This window comes from Variovorax sp. GW823-FHT04F07 (assembly GCF_058795995.1).
In genome coordinates, this window is sequence record NZ_JBXAIG010000002.1 from 1 (window position 1) to 16,127 (window position 16,127).

Sequence of the window (16,127 nt, forward strand, 5' to 3'; positions counted from 1 at the left end):
CTCGCAGCTGTTTGAGCGAAGCGAGTTCTGCGAGACCCCGCGAAACGTGAGCACCGCAGGTTGCCCGTAGCGAAGCGGAGGGACGCAGACAGTGGGGTCGCCTTTTCTTTGCTTACTTTCTTTTGGCGAAGCAAAAGAAAGTAAGTCGCCCGCCGGGGCGAGTCCCGGCCTCGGAAAGCAAACCCACAACAGGAATTCAACGAGCCAGCAAAGCAGGCAAAGCCGAAGCCAACATAGCAACCCCAGACAACGTCAACAAGCTCAACACGATCTTGCGAAACGCCGCTTCACTGATCCCGATATACAACCGAGCCCCTAACAACACCGGCACTGCAACAGCCGCAGCAACGAGCACCAGCAACGGCACAACTGAACGCCCAATGCTCCCGCTAGCCACATGCACCGCAAAGGCCACAGCCAACATCGAGAGATTGAAGTTCTGGATCACAGCACGTTGCGTGTCGCGCTGAAAGCCGCGCAGCGTGCACCACAACGTCGGCACGACGCCCGAGAAGCCGCCGATGCCCGCCATCACACCGCCGATGGCACCCGCCACGCCGTCCGCTGCGCGACCGCCAAAAGTGATCTTCGGCAAGTGCTGCGACATCAGCATCGCCGGGCACCACAGCACCAACAGCGTGCCCAGGCACACCTTGAACAGCACGATGTCCAGGTGCGGCAGCAGCCAGACACCGAACGGCACGCCGACCAGGCCGCCGAGCACGAAGGGCCAGAGGATGCGCTTGTCGAAAGTCCGCCGCACCGTGAGCGCCGCGATCACCTGCCCCGTCAGCGCCCCGAACAGGGCGAGCACGGCGGCCAGTTGCGGCTCCAACGTCCAGGCCCACACAGACATCGCGACCATGCCGAAGGCAAAGCCCGACAGGCCCTGCACGAACCCCGCCAGCACAGCGCCGACGATCACATAGACATACAAGGCTTGCATGCGGCCGATGATAGGGGCCGCTGCCTCGCCCTCCGGGGGCTCAGGCCGACGCAGGCACCAGCGCCGTGCGCCGCACGCGCCGCACATTGAAGGCGCTGGCGATCAGCACGCCCTGCACCAACGCCAGCCCGACGATCACGCTCGTGTACTGGCCATGGTCCATCAGGCGGCCGAACACCAGCGGCGCCACGGCCTGGCCGATGTCCAGGCCCGCGTACACCACGCCGTAGACGCGCCCCGTCGCATTGGGCGGCGTCGACTTCTTCACCAGCAGGTCGCGCGACGGCCCGGCAACGCCCGAGACGAAACCCATCGCGCCGAACAGCACCGGCACCATCACCGGCGGAAACTGTGCAAAGGCCAGCACCAGCGCCAGCGCCGCCGCCACGCCGAAACCCGCGCCCACGATGCGCTCGCAGCGCGACGGGTCGGAGGCCAGGAAGCCCCCCACCACCATGCCGGCCGCGCTCGCCACCATGTAGACCGTGAGGCACACCGCCACCAGCGCCACCGGCACCGCATGCAGATGGCCTGCGGCCACGGGCGCGAAGGTCTGCACCACGCTGATCACGGCGGCGTAGAAAAAGAAGAAACCGAAGCACATCCACACAGCCGGGATGCGCAGGAAGTCGAACTCGCCGCCCACCGGCGCGGGCTCGCCGTGCCCCGTGGCCTTGTGCACGGCCGCTGCGTCGAGCGCCAGCACGCTGCGGTAGATCCACAGGATCAGCAGCACCACGATCGCCACCACACCGGCCGAGGCCAGCGCCACGCGCCACGAGAAGGCGATGGCGATCGGCACCACGAAGGCCGGCGCCAACGCCCAGCCCAGGCTGCCGGTGATGCCGTGCACGCTGTAGGCATGGCCCAGCCGCGTGGGCGCGACCTTGCGGTTGAACAGCGTGTAGTCGACCGGGTGGAACACGCCGTTGCCGATGCCGCCGACCACCGCGCACGCCAGCAGCATCCAGTAGCTCTGCGCCATGGCATAGCCGAAGGCCGCGAGCCCCAGCGCGCCCAGCCCGACGAACAGCACCGGGCGCGGACCCAGCTTGTCGACGATGAAGCCCGAGGCCGCCTGCACGATGCACGAGACCACGAAGAACACCGTGAGCACCGCGCCCAGCTCGGTGTAGCTCACGTTGAACGCGTCCTTCAGCCAGGGAAACAGCGGCGCCAGGATCAGCTGGCTGAAATGGCTCACCGCATGCGCCAGGCCGACCAGCCCGATCAGTTGGGCGTCGGTGCGCAAAGTGGTGGCGGGAACGGCTGTCGAGGAAGTGGATGACATGGATTGCTACAAAAAACCGGTGCGGGCACCGATGCTATGCGGCACCGACGCGGCAGAATGGCGATACAGCGACAACATTTGTCGAAACCATGCCAAGCGCCGTTCCCCCCCACGCTCCGCCCGCTCCCGAGCCCGCCTCCCCCGCCAAGGCGCGCGGAACGCCCACCGCGCCGACCAACAGCGTGGGCCCGCTCACGCCGCACCTGTACGCCCCCGACGCGGTGCGCCCGCTGCGCGCCAAGGAACACTTTCTGAGCGCCGACACGCTGGTCGAACTGCACGAGCACCCGTGGCCGCAGCTCACGTTCTCGACGCGCGGCGTGATCCGCCTGAGCACGCAAGATGGCAGCTACATCGTGCCGCCGTCGCGCGCGCTGTGGGTGCCGGCCAACATGCCGCACAGCATCACGTTGATCGAAGACGCCGAGCTGCGCACCGTCTACCTGCACGCCTGGATCGCGCCCACCTGGGAGAAGTGCGAGGTGCTCGAGATCAGCCCGCTGCTGCGCGCCCTCATGCTCGCGCTCGACACCACGCCCGACGGCCTGCCCCCGGCCGACCCGCATGCGCCGCAGCGCGAACGCATGATCGCGCCGCTGCTGGTCGACGAGGTCGAGCGCGCCACGCAGATCCGCATCGACGTGCCGCTGCCCTCCGACAAGCGCCTGCGCCAGCTGTGCGAGACGCTGCTGCGCAACCCGGCCGACCGCGCCACGCTGGCCGAGCGCGCCGCCGCCATCGGCGCCAGCGAGCGCACGGTGGCGCGGCTGTTTCGCGACCAGCTCGGCATGAGCTGGCAGCAGTGGCGCCAGCAGGCCGTGATGGCGCACGCGCTCCCGCTGCTGGCGCGCGGCATGGCCGTGAGCCAGGTGGCGTCGGCCAGCGGCTACGCCACCGACAGCGCGTTCTGCGCCATGTTCAAGGCGGCCACGGGGCGCTCGCCGACGTCGTTCCAGCACCGCAAGCGACCGGCCACCCTTTGATGCCGCAGGGCATGGACCGGGCACGCCATGGTGCTCTGGCAAGATCGGCGACCGACACCGACACCATGCACTCACCGATCCCCCTGCACATCGCGGCCGAGGCCAGGCCTGCAACGTGGACCGCCGACATCTGGCTGCGCATCCGCCGCCATTTCCTGCTGAAGGCGGTCGGCACCACGGCCTTCACCTGGCTGTTCTTCATCGGCTACTTCCACCTGCTGCGCAACCCGGCCTTCCCGGTCACGGTGATGCCGCTGACGCCGCTGGACCACCTGATTCCGTTCCAGCCCTACACGCTCGGCGCCTACCTGTCGCTGTGGGTGTACGTGGGCTTTGCGCCGGGGCTGCAGCTCACCTTTCGCGAGCTGGTGGTCTACGGGCTGTGGATCGGCGCGCTGTGCCTGAGCGGCCTGGGCCTCTTCTACTTCTGGCCGACGCAGATCCCGCCGCTGGACATCGACGTCTCGGGCTACCCCGGCTTCGCGATGCTGCAGGGCGTGGACGCGGCAGGCAACGCCTGCCCCTCGATGCACGTGGCGGTCGCCATCTTCACCGCCGTGCGCCTGGCCGACGTGCTGCGCGCGGCGCGCACGCCGTGGCTGTTGCAGGCGATCAACTGGGCCTGGTTTGCCGCCATTGCCTATTCCACGCTGGCGGTCAAGCAGCATGTGGTGCTCGACGCGGTGGCCGGCGCGCTGCTCGGGCTGGCCTTCGCGCTGCCCTCGTTGCGCTGGCGCCCCGGCCCCCGTTGATCCGGGGCCGCCCCGAGGATTTCCCTAAGGTCGAAGCGGATATCATCAATCACCATTGATCATCAACACAGGCCGAACGAGGAAGGGATCGACCCCGTGGCCCGCCACCCGCAAGGGACAGGCAGCCCATCGATCAACGGCGGCACAAGACGACAGGCATCGCAGATGAGTTCGCTGAAGGAATTGCAGGACCTGATCCACGAGAAGTACGGCATCGAACCGTCCAAGCTCGACCCCCACGCCTCGATGCGTGAAACCGGCGGACTCGATTCGCTGGCACTGGCCGAATTCCTGTTCGCCATCGAAGACCATTTCGGCATCACCATGCCCGACGACGACGCGAGCATCGACACCCTGGCCGAACTCGCGCAGCTGGTCGACAAGGTCCGGGCCGCCAAGACAGCGTGAGCACGTACGAAGTCGCCGTCACCGGACTGGGCGTCATGGCGCCGCATGGCGACGCGCCCGACGCACTGTTCGATGCGCTCTTGCAGGGCCGCTCGGCCATCGCACCGGTCTTTCCCGAACTCCCCAAACCCGCCGCCGCCGCCACGGTCGCCTTCGACGAGACGCGCTGGTTCACCAAGCTGCAGCTCGCGGGCGTCGACCGCGTGAGCCAGCTGGCCGTGGCCGCCGCCGACCTCGCCCTGCGCGATGCTGGCCTGGCGATGAGCGATACCGGCGTCGATGCCGAGCGCGTCGGCGTCTATGCCGGTTGCGGCATGGGTGGCGCCGCCGCGCTCGAAGCCGCCTACCGCGGCAACGGACGGGTCTCGCCGCTCACCATTCCCGCCTTCATGCCCAACGCGCCGGCCGCCCACGTGGCGATGCGCAACGGCGTGCTGGGCCCGGTGCTCACGTACTCGGTCGCCTGCGCCTCGTCGTCGGTGGCCATTGCCGAGGCCGCCAAGGCGGTGCAGCGCGGCGAGGTCGACATCGCCATCGCGGGCGGCAGCGAAGCGCTGATCGTCCCGGGTGTGGTGCTGGCCTGGCAAGCCATGCAGACGCTGGCCGGCTTCCAGCCCGGCGAAGCGGCCGGCGCGGTGCGCCCCTTTGCCACCGACCGCAGCGGCTTCGCACTGGGCGAAGGCTCGGCCTTCCTCATTCTCGAATCGGCCGAGCGCGCACGCGCACGCGGCGCCCGCCGCTACGCCACGTTGGCCGGCTGGGGCCTGAGCAGCGACGCCACCCATCTCACCAAGCCCGACGCACCGGGCCAGGCCCGCGCCCTGCGCGCCGCGCTGCGCCTGGCCGGCCTGCAGCCGCGCGACGTGGGCTACTGCAATGCGCACGGCACGGCCACGCGCATCGGCGACGTGGTCGAGCGCAACGCGCTGGCCGAGGTCTGGGGCAGCGATTTCGATGCCCTGCGGGTCAGCTCGACCAAGGCGCTGCACGGCCACATGCTGGGCGCAGCCGGGGCCATCGAGGCGCTGATCACCGTGCTGGCGCTGCACCGGCGCGAGCTGCCGCCCAACGCGAACTGCAGCGCCATCGACCCCGACTGCCAGATGAACCTCGTCGCCCTCGGCGACAGCGCCGCGCCCACGCTCGACGCCGCCATCAGCAACTCCTTCGCCTTCGGCGGCACGAACTCGGTGCTGCTGTTCCGCCGGGGCTGAGTGCTTTTGCGGGCCCTGCGCACCCCGTGCCGCTGTGCCCCGCGCGATAGAGACATTCCGGGCGCTCCGGTATGCTGGTGGGCGCTTCTCCCCCCATGTCCGTCCCAGGAGGCCACCATGCACGTTCGCTCCACATTCGTCGCCCTCGCCCTGCTTGCCGCAGGCGCCTCGGTGCAGGCCAACAACCTGCTCGACCAGCTGAAAGAACAGGCCGGCGCGGCAGTCAATTCGCAAGGCAGCAGTAGCAGCACCGGCAACAGCGGCGGTGGCTCTGCACTCAGCGGCCTCAGCCTCGGCGGCTTCAAGATGCCCGCCGTCGGCTCCAGCACCATCGGCAGCGCCGCCGGCGTGCTCGAGTACTGCGTCAAGAACAACTACCTCGGCGGCGATGCCGCCTCCGTCAAGGACAAGCTGCTGGCCAAGATCACCGGCCAGAAGAAACAGGAAAACGACTTCGCGAGCGGTGCCAAGGGCCTGCTCAAGGGCGGCGACGGCAAGTCGCTCAACCTCAAGGGGCTGTCGTCGAAGGTCAAGGAAAAGGCCTGCGACTACGTCCTGAAAAACGCGACCTCACTGATCTAGGCTCTTTCTCTCTCTCCCGCTCTCCGCGCGCGGCGTGCCCGCCGTGCGCGCGCCCCGCTTCATGAATCCGGCTTCCCCCTCCTCTTCCCCCGCACCGTCTCTTCGCCAGCGCCTCGCACGCTGGGTTCCCTGCCTTGGCTGGCCCCGACCGTCCGCCGCGCTGCTGCGCAACGAGGCCATGGCCGGCATCACCGTCGCGCTGATGGTGCTGCCGCAGGGCGTGGCCTACGCGGCGCTGGCCGGCATGCCGCTGGTCACGGGCGTGTACGCGGCGCTGTTCCCGGCGCTCATCGCCGTGATGTTCAGCTCGTCGCAGCGGCTGTCGGTGGGGCCGACCGCGCTCACCAGCCTGCTGGTGGGCGCGTCGCTCGCGCCGCTGGCGGTGGCGGGCAGCGACGAATGGGTGGCGATGGCGGTGTGGCTCACGCTGATGTCGGGCGCGATCCAGATCGTGCTCGGCGCGGGGCGCTTCGGCTGGCTGCTGCGGCTGGTCAATTCGCCGGTCCTGATCGGCTTCACGCAGGGTGCGGCGGTGCTGATCGCGATCTCGCAGCTGCCCGCGCTGCTGGGCTTCACGGGGCGCACCATTCCGCAGGTGCTGCAGGGCGGGCCGCTGCCCGACCTCACGGCCATCGCCTTCGGCCTGGGCAGCATCGCCGTGCTGTGGCTGGGCAAGCGCTGGGTGCCGCGCTTCCCGACCACGATGGCGCTGGTGGCCGGCGCCGCGGCCATCAGCTGGAGCATCAACTACGCGCTGCGCGGCGGCGCCGTGGTGGGCGCCCTGCCCTCGGGCCTGCCTTCGTTCTACTGGCCCGGCCTGCTGCCGGCGCACACCTTCAGCGCGCTGGTGCTGCCCGCGCTGATGATCACGCTGGTGAGCTTTCTCGAAACCGCGTCGAGCGCCAAGGTCGACAACGGCCGCGCCGGCACGCTGTGGAACGAAAACCAGGACCTGATCGGCCAGGGCCTGGCCAAGCTGGCCTCGGGCTTCACGGGGTCGTTCCCCACCAGCTCGTCGTTCTCGCGCTCGGCCATCACGCTCTACGCGGGCGCGCAGACCGGCTGGGCGACACTGTTCAGCGTGGCCGTGGTGGCCGGTGCGCTGCTGTGGCTCATGCCACTGCTGTACCACGTGCCCCAGGCCGTGCTGGCGGCGGTGGTGGTCACGGCCATCCTCGGGCTGGTGAAGCCGTCGAGCTTCACGGCGCTGTGGCGCATCTCGAAGCTGGAAGCCGGCATCGCCTTCGGCACCTTCGTGCTCACCATCGCCACCGCGCCGAGCATCTACTGGGGCGTGCTGGGCGGCCTGCTCGCCAGCCTGGCGCACTACATGTACCGCCACCTGCACCCGCGCATCATCGAAGTGGGCCTGCACCCCGACGGCAGCCTGCGCGACCGCCACCTCTGGAAGCTGCCGCCGCTCGCGCCGCAGCTGTATGCGGTGCGCATGGACGCCGAACTCGACTTCGCCTCCGCCTCCACGCTGGAGCGCGCGCTCACGGTCGCACTGGCCGAGCGCCCCGACCTGACCGACGTGTGCCTGTTCGCGCAGCCGATCAACCGCATCGACATCACCGGCGCCGAGGTGTTCGGCTCGATCCGCCGGATGATGGAATCCAAGGGCGTGCGCCTGCACCTGAGCGGCATGAAGCTGCCGGCCATGCAGGTGCTCGAACGCGCCGGCCTGCTCGCGCCGGGGCCGATGCTCTTCAGCTACCGCACCGACGCCGAGGCGCTGGCCGCGCTGATGCCGCGCATCGACATGCCCGAAGAAGCCGAAGCCGCGGCCTGACCGCGCGCGCCTCTTCCCCCACACGGGCGCCATGAAAACCACCATCGAAGAACTGGTCGCCTTCCGCGCCGTGGTGGACACCGGCTCGATCACCGCCGCGGCCGACCAGCTGGGCCAGACCGTGTCGGGCATCAGCCGCGCATTGAGCCGGCTCGAGCAGAAGCTCGGCACCACGCTGATGCGCCGCACCACGCGGCGGCTCGAACTCACCGAGGAAGGCGCCGCCTTCCTGCAGCGCACACGCGCCATCCTCGATGCGATCGACGACGCCGAGGAGCACATGGCCGCGCGCCGCCAGCAACCCGCCGGCCGCCTGCGCGTGAACGCGGCCTCGCCTTTCATGCTGCACGCCATCGTGCCGCTGGTGCCGGAGTTCCGCCGGCTCTATCCGCAGATCAGCCTGGAGCTCGACACCGACGACCTGCCCATCGACCTGCTGGAACGGCGCACCGACGTGGCGATCCGCATCGGCCCGCTGCGCGACTCCACGCTGCACGCGCGCCCGCTCGGCACGCACCGGCTGCGCGTGCTCGCGAGCCCCGCCTACCTCGAAGCCCACGGCAAGCCGCGCAAGGTCGACGAACTGGCCGGGCATGCGCTGCTGGGCTTCACGCAGCCCGAGTCGCTCAACCGCTGGCCGCTGCGCGGCGTGCACGGCGATGAATGGACCATCGCGCCCACCGTGGTCGCGTCGAGCGGCGAGACGCTGCGCCAACTGGCGCTGGCCGGCGTGGGCATCGTCTGTCTGTCGGACTTCATGACCGCCAGCGACCGCGCCAGCGGCGCGCTGGTGCAGGTGCTGCCCAAGGACACGGTGGACGTGCGCCAGCCTGTCAACGCCGTGTACTACCGCAACACGCAGCTGTCGGCGCGCATCACTTCGTTCCTCGATTTCCTGTCGCAGCGCATGGGCTGAATTCAGCCTGGTGGCATCCGCTCGAACTTCGGCAGCGCCGGGTCGAGGAAGTCCCAGGCGTGCCCGCGCACCGCGTACGTGACCGCCTGCGGCCGGTAGCGCCCCGGGTCGTCCAGGCTGGCGGCATGCACGGTGAAGACGCCGGGCATCGCCGCGAAGGTCATGTACACGGGCGAGCCGCAGGTCGGGCAGAACGCGCGCGTCTTCATGTTGCCGCTGTCGCCCTTGAGGCTCCACAGCGTGGCCTCGCCGGTCTGCTTCACCTCTGCGCCCGCGAAGCTGAGGTATGAGCCGTGGCCCGTGCCGCTCTTGTGCTGGCAGTCCAGGCACTGGCAGTCGTTCTGGAACACGGGTTCCCCTGAAATCTCGTAGCGGATGGCGCCGCATGCGCAACCGCCGGTGTAGGCCGGGTTCATGGTTCTTGTCCTTTTCGAAGTGGTGAAGGGCAATCTAGCCGCGCGAGGCTTGGAGCGGGGAGTAACAAGATCGTCGTGAATCCGGGACGCGCCAGAATCCGGCAGTCACGAAGACGCATCCCCAAGGAATTGCCATGCACGTCGATCTGGTGTCCGAAGCCCAACACGATTCGCTCATCGAGCTGCTGGCCGAGCTGCACGCCTTCTACAACGAAGGCGCGCGCGTGCCGCGCGAGCTGGTGCGCGAACACCTGCTGGGCAATCTCCTGGCGCCCGGCTCGCCGCACCAGCTCGTGGTGGCCTCGACAGACGCGCACACCGTGGTCGGGCTGGCCGCGATCACCTGGGTCTTCTCGCTGGTCGACTTCGCACCGGAGCAGCGCAGGCACTGCCAGCTCAAGGAGCTCTACGTGAAGTCGGGCCACCGCAGCGCCGGGGCGGGCCGCGCCCTCATGGCCTGGGTGGCGGCGCGCGCCGTCGCCCAAGGGTGCCACCGCATCGACTGGCCCGTGAAGGCGACGAATGCGCGCGGCATCGCGTTCTATGAAGGGCTCGGCGCGTTCCAGGTGACCGAGCGGCTGAGCTACCGGCTGCTGCAGCCGGCGCTGGGCGAACTGGCGGCCTTCACGGCCCCTGCGTGACCGCCACCCGCTCCACCGCCGCCGACGCGATCTCGTAGCCGCTCACGCCCATGTCGGCCGATGCGTAGCGCGCCGCCTTCAGCGTGCCGCTCACGCGCACCGTGTCCATGGCGTGCAGCCCCTTGACGGGCGCGGGCGCGATCACGTGCACGATCTGGTTGGCGGGCGGCGGCGGGGTGTGGATGCAGGCGCCGAAGTACGGCACCAGCAAGAACTCGCGGATGCCGTCTTGCGTGGCATCGAGCGGCACCACGAAGCCCGAGAGCGTGGCGGGCTTGCCGTCGAGCGCGACGTTGACCGGCGCGTTGTCCCAGACGGCGCGCATCTCGTCGAGCATCTGGATCGCGCGCGGGTCGTTGTCGCGCAGCGCCTCGAGGCTGATGTTGCGGTAGCGCTGGGTCGGGTCCCACTCCTTGGGCACCAGCGCGTCCCAGGCCATCTCCTGCGCGGCCGGCGCGCTGGCCACGCCCTGCCCCTGGGCCGCGTCCGGGCTGCAGGCGGACAGCAGGCTGCCCGCGACAGCCATCAGCAGCACCATTCCCGTGCGACGAACAAAAACACTCATGGCCCCGATTGTGCTTGCCGAAGGTGACACAGCGCTCGGGGCGGGCTGGAAGACCTGCCCTGAAACGAATGGGCACACATGGCAAAAAGGCGGGCGCCGCGCCAGAATGCCGCACCACGACCACGAGGAGATCCGCATGGCACCCACAGGATGGCTTGGATTGACGTCACTCGGCACGGTTCACACCGCGATCAGCCTGATCGCCGTGTTCGCAGGCATCTGGGCCCTGCTGCGCTACAAGGAAATCACCCTGCGCACCGGCCTGGGCCAGGTCTTCGTCTGGACCACGGTGCTGACCTGCCTCACGGGCTTCGGCATCTTCCAGCACGGCGGCTTTGGCAAGCCGCATGCGCTGGGCATCATCACTTTGGTGGCGCTGGCCGTCGGCGCGCTGGCGGGGTATGGGCGGCTCGGGCCGAAATCGCGCTACATCGAGGCGGTCGCTTATTCGGCGAGCTTTCTCTTCCACTGGATTCCGGCCTTCACCGAGACGCTGACACGGTTTCCGCTGGGCGCGCCACTGCTGCCGAACGCCGACGCGCCTGAACTGAAGGCGATCACCGCGGTGCTCGGCGCGCTGTACGTGGTCGGCGTGACGCTGCAGATCAAGCGGCTGCGCGGCGACAAGCCGGTCAGTCCTGCACCCGCCCGCGCAGGCTCTTGATCTGCGAGCGCTGGCTCTTGCCTTCGAGCCGGCGCTGCTTCGAACCGTAGGTGGGCTTGGTGGCGCGCCGCACGCGCGGCGGTGTGGCCACGCTGTCGATCACCGCCTGCAGCCGCGCGAGCGCGTCGGCGCGGTTCATCTCCTGCGTGCGGTGCTGCTGCGCCTTGAGCACGAACACGCCTTCCTGCGTGATGCGGCTGTCGCGCAAGGCGAGCAGCCGTTCCTTCACATCGGCGGGCAGTGAGCTGGCGTGGATGTCGTAGCGCAGGTGCACCGCGCTCGACACCTTGTTGACGTTCTGCCCGCCCGCCCCCTGCGCGCGGATGGCGCTGAAGTCGACCTCGTCGGGGTCGATCAGGAGTGGGGGGCGGAGCATGCCCGCGAGTGTGCTCTCAAACGCGCTCGAAGACGGCGGCAATGCCTTGGCCGCCGCCGATGCACATCGTGACCAGCGCGTAGCGGCCGCCGGTGCGGTGCAGCTCGGCGATGGCCTTCGTCGTGATGATCGCGCCGGTCGCGCCCACCGGATGGCCGAGCGAAATGCCCGAGCCGTTCGGGTTCACCTTGGCGGGGTCGAAGCCCAGTTCCTTGATGACCGCGCAAGCCTGCGCCGCGAACGCTTCGTTCGACTCGATCACGTCGAAGTCGCCGACCTTCAGGCCCGTGCGCTCCAGCACCTTGCGCGTGGCCGGCACCGGGCCGATGCCCATGTACGCCGGCTCGACGCCAGCGTGTGCATAGCCGACGAGGCGTGCCAGCGGCTTCAGGCCCAGCGCCTTCACGCGACCGCCTTCGGCCAGCACCACGGCGGCGGCGCCGTCGTTGATGCCCGAGGCGTTGCCGGCGGTGACGAGGCCGTCCTTCTTGAACGCGGGCTTCATCTTCGACAGCGTGTCGACGGTGGTGTCGGCGCGCACGTGCTCGTCGGTGTCGAACAGCACGATGCCCTTGCGCGTCTTCACCTCGACCGGAACGATCTGCTCCTTGAAGCGGCCCGCGGCAATGGCGGCGGCGGCACGCTGCTGGCTGGTCACGGCCAGTTCGTCCATCTGCTCGCGCGTGATGCCGTAGCGCGCGGCCACGTTCTCGGCCGTGATGCCCATGTGGATCTTCTCCCACGGGTCGTGCAGGATGCCCAGCATGTAGTCGACCAGCACCGCGTCGCCCATGCGTGCGCCGTAGCGGGCCGAGGTGTCGAAGTACGGGCCGCGGCTCATCGATTCGGAGCCGCCGCCGATGGCGATGTCGCAGTCGCCCAGCGCAATGGCCTGCGCCGCCGACACGATGGCCTGCAGGCCCGAGCCGCACAGGCGGTTCACGTTGAAGGCCGGCGTCTCGATGGGGCAGCCCGCATCGATGGCGGCCACGCGGCTCAGGTAGGCGTCCTTCACGTCGGTGGGGATCACGTTGCCCATGACCACATGGCCGATGGCGTCGGCGGCTAGGCCGCTGCGCTCGATGGCGGCCTTGACGGCGGTGGTGGCCAGTTGCGTGTTAGGCACGTCCTTGAGCGCGCCGCCGAAGGTGCCGATGGCGGTGCGGGCGGTGCCGACCACGAAGATGTCGCGTGAAGTCATGGGATGGATCTCCTGGATTGAAAAAACGAAAACAAGGAATTCTTCAGCGGCCCGTGAAGGCCGCGGGCTTCTTGCCGAAAAAGGCATCGAGGCCGATGCGGAAATCGGCGGTGGCCGCGCAGGACTGGAACGCGGCCGACTCGGCGTCGAGCTGGCTCGCCAGGTCGCGGTCGAGCGAGCCACGCATCAGCCGGCGCAGGTGGCCCAGCGCCACGGTCGGGCCCTTGGCCAGCCGCTGCGCGAGCGCCATGGCCTCGGCTTCGAGTTCGGCCGCGGGCACCACGCGGTTGATGAGGCCCATGCGTTCGGCGGCGGCGGAGTCGTAGGTGTCGCCGAGCATCGCGATCTCCAGCGCGCGGCGCATGCCGACCAGGCGCGGCAGCGCCCACGAGGCGCCGACGTCGCAGCTGGTGCCGACATTCACGTAGGCCAGGTTGAAGCGCGTGCCCTCGGCCGCGAGCACGAAGTCGGCCTGCAGCATCAGGCTCAGGCCTGCGCCGGCCGCCACGCCGTGCACCTGCGCGACCAGCGGCGCGTCCATGGCGTCGAGCACGGTCAGCGCCTCGTGCAGCGGGCCGATGAGGTCGGCCGCGCCCTGCTTCGGGTCGGCGCTCAGCACGCCGAGGTCGCCGCCGGCCATGAAGCCCTTGCCCGCGCCGCTCAGCAGCACGGCGCGCACGCTCTTGTCGGCAGCCAGGGTGCGCGCGGCGGCGAGGAAGGCGGTGGCCATCGGCACGTCGATGGCGTTGAGCGCGGCCGGCCGGTTGAAGCGCAGCGTGGCCACCGCGCCTTCGCGGCCCACCAGCAGGGGCGAAGAAGAAGTCTCTGAAGTCATGGGTTCACTCGGGTAGGGGCGCGCTGCAGCACGCCGTTGAGCAGCAGTTCGATGCCCTGGTCGGCGATCTGGTCGGGCGTGAGGTCGCCGTCGGGGCGGTACCAGCGGCCGATCCAACTCAGCGCGCCGGCCAGCATGAAGGCCGCCATCTTCGGGTCGCAGGGCGCCAGCGCGCCTTCGGCCACGCCCTCCTCGATGAGGCGGCGGAAATGCCCGTCGATGCCGGCCTTGAGGCGGCGCAACTCTTTCTTGAGCGGATCGGGCAGCGGGTCTTCGCCGATGCGGATCACGCACATGCCGAAGTCCTGCGTGACCACGCCCGAGTAGATGCGCATGCAGGCCTTGAGCTGGTCGATCGCGCTGCCGCCCGCGGCGCGCACCTCGCCGATGCCGGTCTGCATGAGGTCCAGCGCCATCTTCACGCACTCGAGCAGGATCTGGTCCTTGTTCTCGATGTAGTAGTACAGCGTGGGCTTGCTCACGTTGAGCCGCTCGGCAATGTCGTCGAGCGAGGTCGCGTGAAAGCCGCGCTCGTTGAAGAGCTGGGCGGCCGTGCGCAACACGGCCATGCGCTTGACCTCGCGCTGCTGCGCACGGCGGTCGGCGGGCGCCCACGGAGAGGTTGGCGCTGAAGCAGGAACGGCGGTGGAACGGGGCATGGGGTTTGTGCGGGCGGGGAAAGTCCCGATGCCGCGAACTGCGGCGAACACGGACATTACCGGCCAGTAGGAATTTTACGGGCCAGTAGCATTTCGCTGCTGGACACAAACCCTGACCTTGCGGCGCGCCCCTTAGCCATGCCTGACGAGACTCGACGGGATACCTCCATGTCCGCACCTTCCGCCACGGCCCCGGTGCTGCAGGCCGAGGCGTTGACGCTGGCATTCGGCGGCGTGAAGGCGCTCACCAACGTCGGCTTCAGCGTCGCGCCCGGCTCCATCACCGCGGTGATCGGGCCCAACGGCGCGGGCAAGACCTCGCTGTTCAACACCATCTCGGGCTTCTACAAGCCCTCGCAGGGCCGCGTGCTGTTCGAGGGCGCCGACATCACCCGCCTGCCCGCCCCCAAGCGCGCGGCGCTCGGCCTGGCGCGCAGCTTCCAGAACATCGCGCTGTTCCGCGGCATGACCGTGCTCGACAACATCAAGCTCGGCCGCCACACCCACCTGAAGACCAACGTGTTCGACGCCCTCTTCTACCTGGGCCGCGCGCGCCGCGAAGAGGCCGAGCTGCGCCGCGACGTGGAAGAACGCATCATCGATTTCCTCGAGATCGACCACATCCGCCACGCCTCCGTCGCCGCCCTGCCCTACGGCCTGCAGAAGCGAGTGGAAATGGCGCGTGCGCTGGCCATGCAGCCCAAGGTGCTGATGCTCGACGAACCCGTGGCTGGCATGAACCGCGAAGAGACCGAAGACATGGCGCGCTTCATCCTCGACGTGCGGCGCGAATGGGGCATCACGGTGCTGATGGTGGAGCACGACATGGGCATGGTGATGGACCTGTCGGACCACGTGGTGGTGCTCAACTTCGGCCAGGTCATCGCGCAAGGCACGCCGGCGCAGGTGCAGGCCGACCCGGAAGTGATCCGCGCCTACCTCGGCGCGGGCGACGTGGGCGAGCTGCGTCGTCGGCTGCGCGGCGAAGCTGCCGTGGGAGCCGCCTGATGGATTGGGCCTACCTCTTCGAGATCGCGCTCACCGGCATCGCCGGCGGCGGCCTGTATGCGCTGGCGGCGCTGGCCTTCGTGCTGGTCTACAAGGCGACGCGCGTGGTCAACATCGCCATCGGCGAGATGCTGATGGTCGGCGCCTACCTGTTCTTCACCTTCGCCGCGAGCTTCTCGCTGCCGATCTGGATGGCGGTGCTGGGCTCGGTGATCGGCACCGGCCTGCTGGGCGCGGTGATCGAGCGCACCATGATCCGCCCGCTGCTGGGCGAGCCGCCGATCTCGGTGTTCATGGTGACGGTGGGGCTGGCGTCGATCCTCGTCGGGTTGGTCGAGATCATCTGGACCGCCGACCAGCGCCGCCTGCCCGAGTTCCTGCCCAACACCCCCGTGATGATCGGCGAGGCCTTCCTGGCGCCCAAGATCGCTTATGGCGCGCTGATCGCGGTGGTGCTGATCGGGCTCGTGCTGCTGCTGTTCCGCTTCTGGCGCGGCGGCGTGGCGCTGCGGGCCACCGCTTCCGACCAGGCGGCGGCGTACTCGATGGGCATCCACGTGCCGCGCGTGTTCTCGCTGGCCTGGGTCGCCTCGGCCATGATCGCGGCGGTGGCCGGCATCATCGTGGGCGCCATCGGCGGCATCTCGTCGTCGATGGGTGTGTTCGGGTTGTCGGTGCTGGTGGTGGTGATCGTCGGCGGGCTCGACAGCGTGCTGGGCGCGCTCGTGGGCGGCGTGCTCATCGGACTGATCGAGGCGCTCGCAGGCTCCTACCTCGGCGGCGAGTACAAGCTGCTCGCCACCTTCATCGTGCTGGTGTTCGTGCTCATGGTGCGGCCGTACGGGCTCTTCGGCACGCACGAGATCGAGAGGCTCTAG

The 16,127-nt window shown here is 69.2% G+C and carries 19 protein-coding genes; 11 read left to right on the forward strand and 8 right to left on the reverse strand.

All coding sequences use genetic code 11. The features are described from left to right. Nucleotides 1-196: 196 nt before the first annotated feature. Both AC1RAA_RS08965 and AC1RAA_RS08970 read right to left on the reverse strand, forming a co-directional pair. Nucleotides 197-946 (reverse strand): sulfite exporter TauE/SafE family protein, encoded by a 750-nt coding sequence (locus AC1RAA_RS08965; protein ID WP_492732408.1) that lies wholly within the window; start codon nt 944-946, stop codon nt 197-199. 40 nt (nt 947-986) lie between these two features. Further along, nucleotides 987-2,237, reverse strand: coding sequence for an MFS transporter (locus AC1RAA_RS08970; protein ID WP_492732410.1), 1,251 nt, complete (start codon nt 2,235-2,237; stop codon nt 987-989). A gap of 89 nt (nt 2,238-2,326) precedes the next feature. Here AC1RAA_RS08970 and AC1RAA_RS08975 point away from each other — a divergent pair, with 89 nt between their 5' ends. The 7 genes from AC1RAA_RS08975 to AC1RAA_RS09005 all read left to right on the forward strand — a co-directional run bounded on the left by AC1RAA_RS08975 (nt 2,327) and on the right by AC1RAA_RS09005 (nt 8,884). Beyond that, on the forward strand, nt 2,327-3,220 hold the full coding sequence (locus AC1RAA_RS08975; protein WP_070059575.1) for an AraC family transcriptional regulator: 894 nt from the start codon (nt 2,327-2,329) through the stop codon (nt 3,218-3,220). Between the two features lie 65 nt (nt 3,221-3,285). After that, nucleotides 3,286-3,972: a phosphatase PAP2 family protein gene (locus tag AC1RAA_RS08980; protein WP_095950754.1), complete on the forward strand. Its 687-nt coding sequence runs from the start codon at nt 3,286-3,288 to the stop codon at nt 3,970-3,972. 165 nt (nt 3,973-4,137) lie between these two features. Beyond that, complete coding sequence (locus AC1RAA_RS08985; RefSeq protein ID WP_062472943.1) at nt 4,138-4,380, forward strand: acyl carrier protein; 243 nt, start codon at nt 4,138-4,140, stop codon at nt 4,378-4,380. After that, nucleotides 4,377-5,594 carry a beta-ketoacyl-[acyl-carrier-protein] synthase family protein gene (locus tag AC1RAA_RS08990; protein WP_492732412.1) on the forward strand — a complete coding sequence of 406 codons (1,218 nt, stop codon included), beginning with the start codon at nt 4,377-4,379 and terminating at the stop codon, nt 5,592-5,594. The genes AC1RAA_RS08985 and AC1RAA_RS08990 overlap by 4 nt, the downstream gene beginning before the upstream one ends. A gap of 117 nt (nt 5,595-5,711) precedes the next feature. Then, nucleotides 5,712-6,176, forward strand: a complete 465-nt coding sequence (locus AC1RAA_RS08995; RefSeq protein ID WP_492732414.1) for a DUF2501 domain-containing protein — start codon at nt 5,712-5,714, stop codon at nt 6,174-6,176. Nucleotides 6,177-6,237: 61 nt separating this feature from the next. Beyond that, nucleotides 6,238-7,968 carry a SulP family inorganic anion transporter gene (locus AC1RAA_RS09000; protein ID WP_062473056.1) on the forward strand — a complete coding sequence of 577 codons (1,731 nt, stop codon included), beginning with the start codon at nt 6,238-6,240 and terminating at the stop codon, nt 7,966-7,968. 31 nt (nt 7,969-7,999) lie between these two features. After that, nucleotides 8,000-8,884, forward strand: a complete 885-nt coding sequence (locus AC1RAA_RS09005) for a LysR substrate-binding domain-containing protein (protein ID WP_492732416.1) — start codon at nt 8,000-8,002, stop codon at nt 8,882-8,884. 2 nt (nt 8,885-8,886) lie between these two features. Here AC1RAA_RS09005 and AC1RAA_RS09010 read toward each other — a convergent pair whose 3' ends face one another. Then, nucleotides 8,887-9,300 (reverse strand): GFA family protein, encoded by a 414-nt coding sequence (locus tag AC1RAA_RS09010; RefSeq protein WP_307586142.1) that lies wholly within the window; start codon nt 9,298-9,300, stop codon nt 8,887-8,889. Between the two features lie 134 nt (nt 9,301-9,434). On the opposite strand from AC1RAA_RS09010, the gene AC1RAA_RS09015 reads away from it, so the two are divergent. Continuing rightward, nucleotides 9,435-9,941 carry a GNAT family N-acetyltransferase gene (locus AC1RAA_RS09015; protein ID WP_492732419.1) on the forward strand — a complete coding sequence of 169 codons (507 nt, stop codon included), beginning with the start codon at nt 9,435-9,437 and terminating at the stop codon, nt 9,939-9,941. Here AC1RAA_RS09015 and AC1RAA_RS09020 read toward each other — a convergent pair. After that, nucleotides 9,925-10,506 (reverse strand): DUF3299 domain-containing protein, encoded by a 582-nt coding sequence (locus tag AC1RAA_RS09020; RefSeq protein ID WP_492732421.1) that lies wholly within the window; start codon nt 10,504-10,506, stop codon nt 9,925-9,927. The two genes, AC1RAA_RS09015 and AC1RAA_RS09020, sit on opposite strands and share 17 nt — an antisense overlap. Before the next feature lie 136 nt (nt 10,507-10,642). On the opposite strand from AC1RAA_RS09020, the gene AC1RAA_RS09025 reads away from it, so the two are divergent. After that, nucleotides 10,643-11,170 carry a DUF2306 domain-containing protein gene (locus AC1RAA_RS09025; protein WP_492740561.1) on the forward strand — a complete coding sequence of 176 codons (528 nt, stop codon included), beginning with the start codon at nt 10,643-10,645 and terminating at the stop codon, nt 11,168-11,170. Here the strand turns inward: AC1RAA_RS09025 and arfB are convergent. The 4 genes from arfB to AC1RAA_RS09045 are packed head-to-tail and all read right to left on the reverse strand — an operon-like array spanning nt 11,139 to nt 14,241. Continuing rightward, nucleotides 11,139-11,546 (reverse strand): alternative ribosome rescue aminoacyl-tRNA hydrolase ArfB, encoded by a 408-nt coding sequence (arfB, locus tag AC1RAA_RS09030; RefSeq protein WP_095744721.1) that lies wholly within the window; start codon nt 11,544-11,546, stop codon nt 11,139-11,141. The genes AC1RAA_RS09025 and arfB overlap by 32 nt on opposite strands. Nucleotides 11,547-11,562: 16 nt before the next feature. Next, nucleotides 11,563-12,747: an acetyl-CoA C-acyltransferase family protein gene (locus AC1RAA_RS09035; protein WP_492732425.1), complete on the reverse strand. Its 1,185-nt coding sequence runs from the start codon at nt 12,745-12,747 to the stop codon at nt 11,563-11,565. Nucleotides 12,748-12,790: 43 nt separating this feature from the next. Continuing rightward, the gene (locus AC1RAA_RS09040) at nt 12,791-13,582 is read right to left on the reverse strand and encodes an enoyl-CoA hydratase/isomerase family protein (protein ID WP_492732427.1); all 792 of its coding nucleotides are present in this window, start codon (nt 13,580-13,582) and stop codon (nt 12,791-12,793) included. Then, nucleotides 13,579-14,241 (reverse strand): TetR/AcrR family transcriptional regulator, encoded by a 663-nt coding sequence (locus AC1RAA_RS09045; protein WP_492732429.1) that lies wholly within the window; start codon nt 14,239-14,241, stop codon nt 13,579-13,581. The genes AC1RAA_RS09040 and AC1RAA_RS09045 overlap by 4 nt, the downstream gene beginning before the upstream one ends. A gap of 168 nt (nt 14,242-14,409) precedes the next feature. Between AC1RAA_RS09045 and AC1RAA_RS09050 the strand changes: the two genes are divergently transcribed. After that, nucleotides 14,410-15,249: an ABC transporter ATP-binding protein gene (locus AC1RAA_RS09050; RefSeq protein ID WP_139140279.1), complete on the forward strand. Its 840-nt coding sequence runs from the start codon at nt 14,410-14,412 to the stop codon at nt 15,247-15,249. Further along, nucleotides 15,249-16,127: a branched-chain amino acid ABC transporter permease gene (locus AC1RAA_RS09055; protein ID WP_062472963.1), complete on the forward strand. Its 879-nt coding sequence runs from the start codon at nt 15,249-15,251 to the stop codon at nt 16,125-16,127. The genes AC1RAA_RS09050 and AC1RAA_RS09055 overlap by 1 nt, the downstream gene beginning before the upstream one ends.

Excerpts from the sequence above, each read along its gene's own strand:
- arfB (WP_095744721.1), bottom strand. The coding sequence starts at position 11,546 with ATGCTCCGCCCCCCACTCCTGATCGACCCCGACGAGGTCGACTTCAGC.
- AC1RAA_RS09050 (WP_139140279.1), top strand. The coding sequence starts at position 14,410 with ATGTCCGCACCTTCCGCCACGGCCCCGGTGCTGCAGGCCGAGGCGTTG.
- AC1RAA_RS09010 (WP_307586142.1), bottom strand. The coding sequence starts at position 9,300 with ATGAACCCGGCCTACACCGGCGGTTGCGCATGCGGCGCCATCCGCTAC.
- AC1RAA_RS09040 (WP_492732427.1), bottom strand. The coding sequence starts at position 13,582 with ATGACTTCAGAGACTTCTTCTTCGCCCCTGCTGGTGGGCCGCGAAGGC.
- AC1RAA_RS08985 (WP_062472943.1), top strand. The coding sequence starts at position 4,138 with ATGAGTTCGCTGAAGGAATTGCAGGACCTGATCCACGAGAAGTACGGC.
- AC1RAA_RS09000 (WP_062473056.1), top strand. The coding sequence starts at position 6,238 with ATGAATCCGGCTTCCCCCTCCTCTTCCCCCGCACCGTCTCTTCGCCAG.
- AC1RAA_RS08995 (WP_492732414.1), top strand. The coding sequence starts at position 5,712 with ATGCACGTTCGCTCCACATTCGTCGCCCTCGCCCTGCTTGCCGCAGGC.
- AC1RAA_RS08975 (WP_070059575.1), top strand. The coding sequence starts at position 2,327 with ATGCCAAGCGCCGTTCCCCCCCACGCTCCGCCCGCTCCCGAGCCCGCC.
- AC1RAA_RS09045 (WP_492732429.1), bottom strand. The coding sequence starts at position 14,241 with ATGCCCCGTTCCACCGCCGTTCCTGCTTCAGCGCCAACCTCTCCGTGG.
- AC1RAA_RS08965 (WP_492732408.1), bottom strand. The coding sequence starts at position 946 with ATGCAAGCCTTGTATGTCTATGTGATCGTCGGCGCTGTGCTGGCGGGG.
- AC1RAA_RS08980 (WP_095950754.1), top strand. The coding sequence starts at position 3,286 with ATGCACTCACCGATCCCCCTGCACATCGCGGCCGAGGCCAGGCCTGCA.
- AC1RAA_RS09025 (WP_492740561.1), top strand. The coding sequence starts at position 10,643 with ATGGCACCCACAGGATGGCTTGGATTGACGTCACTCGGCACGGTTCAC.
- AC1RAA_RS09015 (WP_492732419.1), top strand. The coding sequence starts at position 9,435 with ATGCACGTCGATCTGGTGTCCGAAGCCCAACACGATTCGCTCATCGAG.
- AC1RAA_RS09055 (WP_062472963.1), top strand. The coding sequence starts at position 15,249 with ATGGATTGGGCCTACCTCTTCGAGATCGCGCTCACCGGCATCGCCGGC.
- AC1RAA_RS09035 (WP_492732425.1), bottom strand. The coding sequence starts at position 12,747 with ATGACTTCACGCGACATCTTCGTGGTCGGCACCGCCCGCACCGCCATC.
- AC1RAA_RS09020 (WP_492732421.1), bottom strand. The coding sequence starts at position 10,506 with ATGAGTGTTTTTGTTCGTCGCACGGGAATGGTGCTGCTGATGGCTGTC.
- AC1RAA_RS09005 (WP_492732416.1), top strand. The coding sequence starts at position 8,000 with ATGAAAACCACCATCGAAGAACTGGTCGCCTTCCGCGCCGTGGTGGAC.
- AC1RAA_RS08970 (WP_492732410.1), bottom strand. The coding sequence starts at position 2,237 with ATGTCATCCACTTCCTCGACAGCCGTTCCCGCCACCACTTTGCGCACC.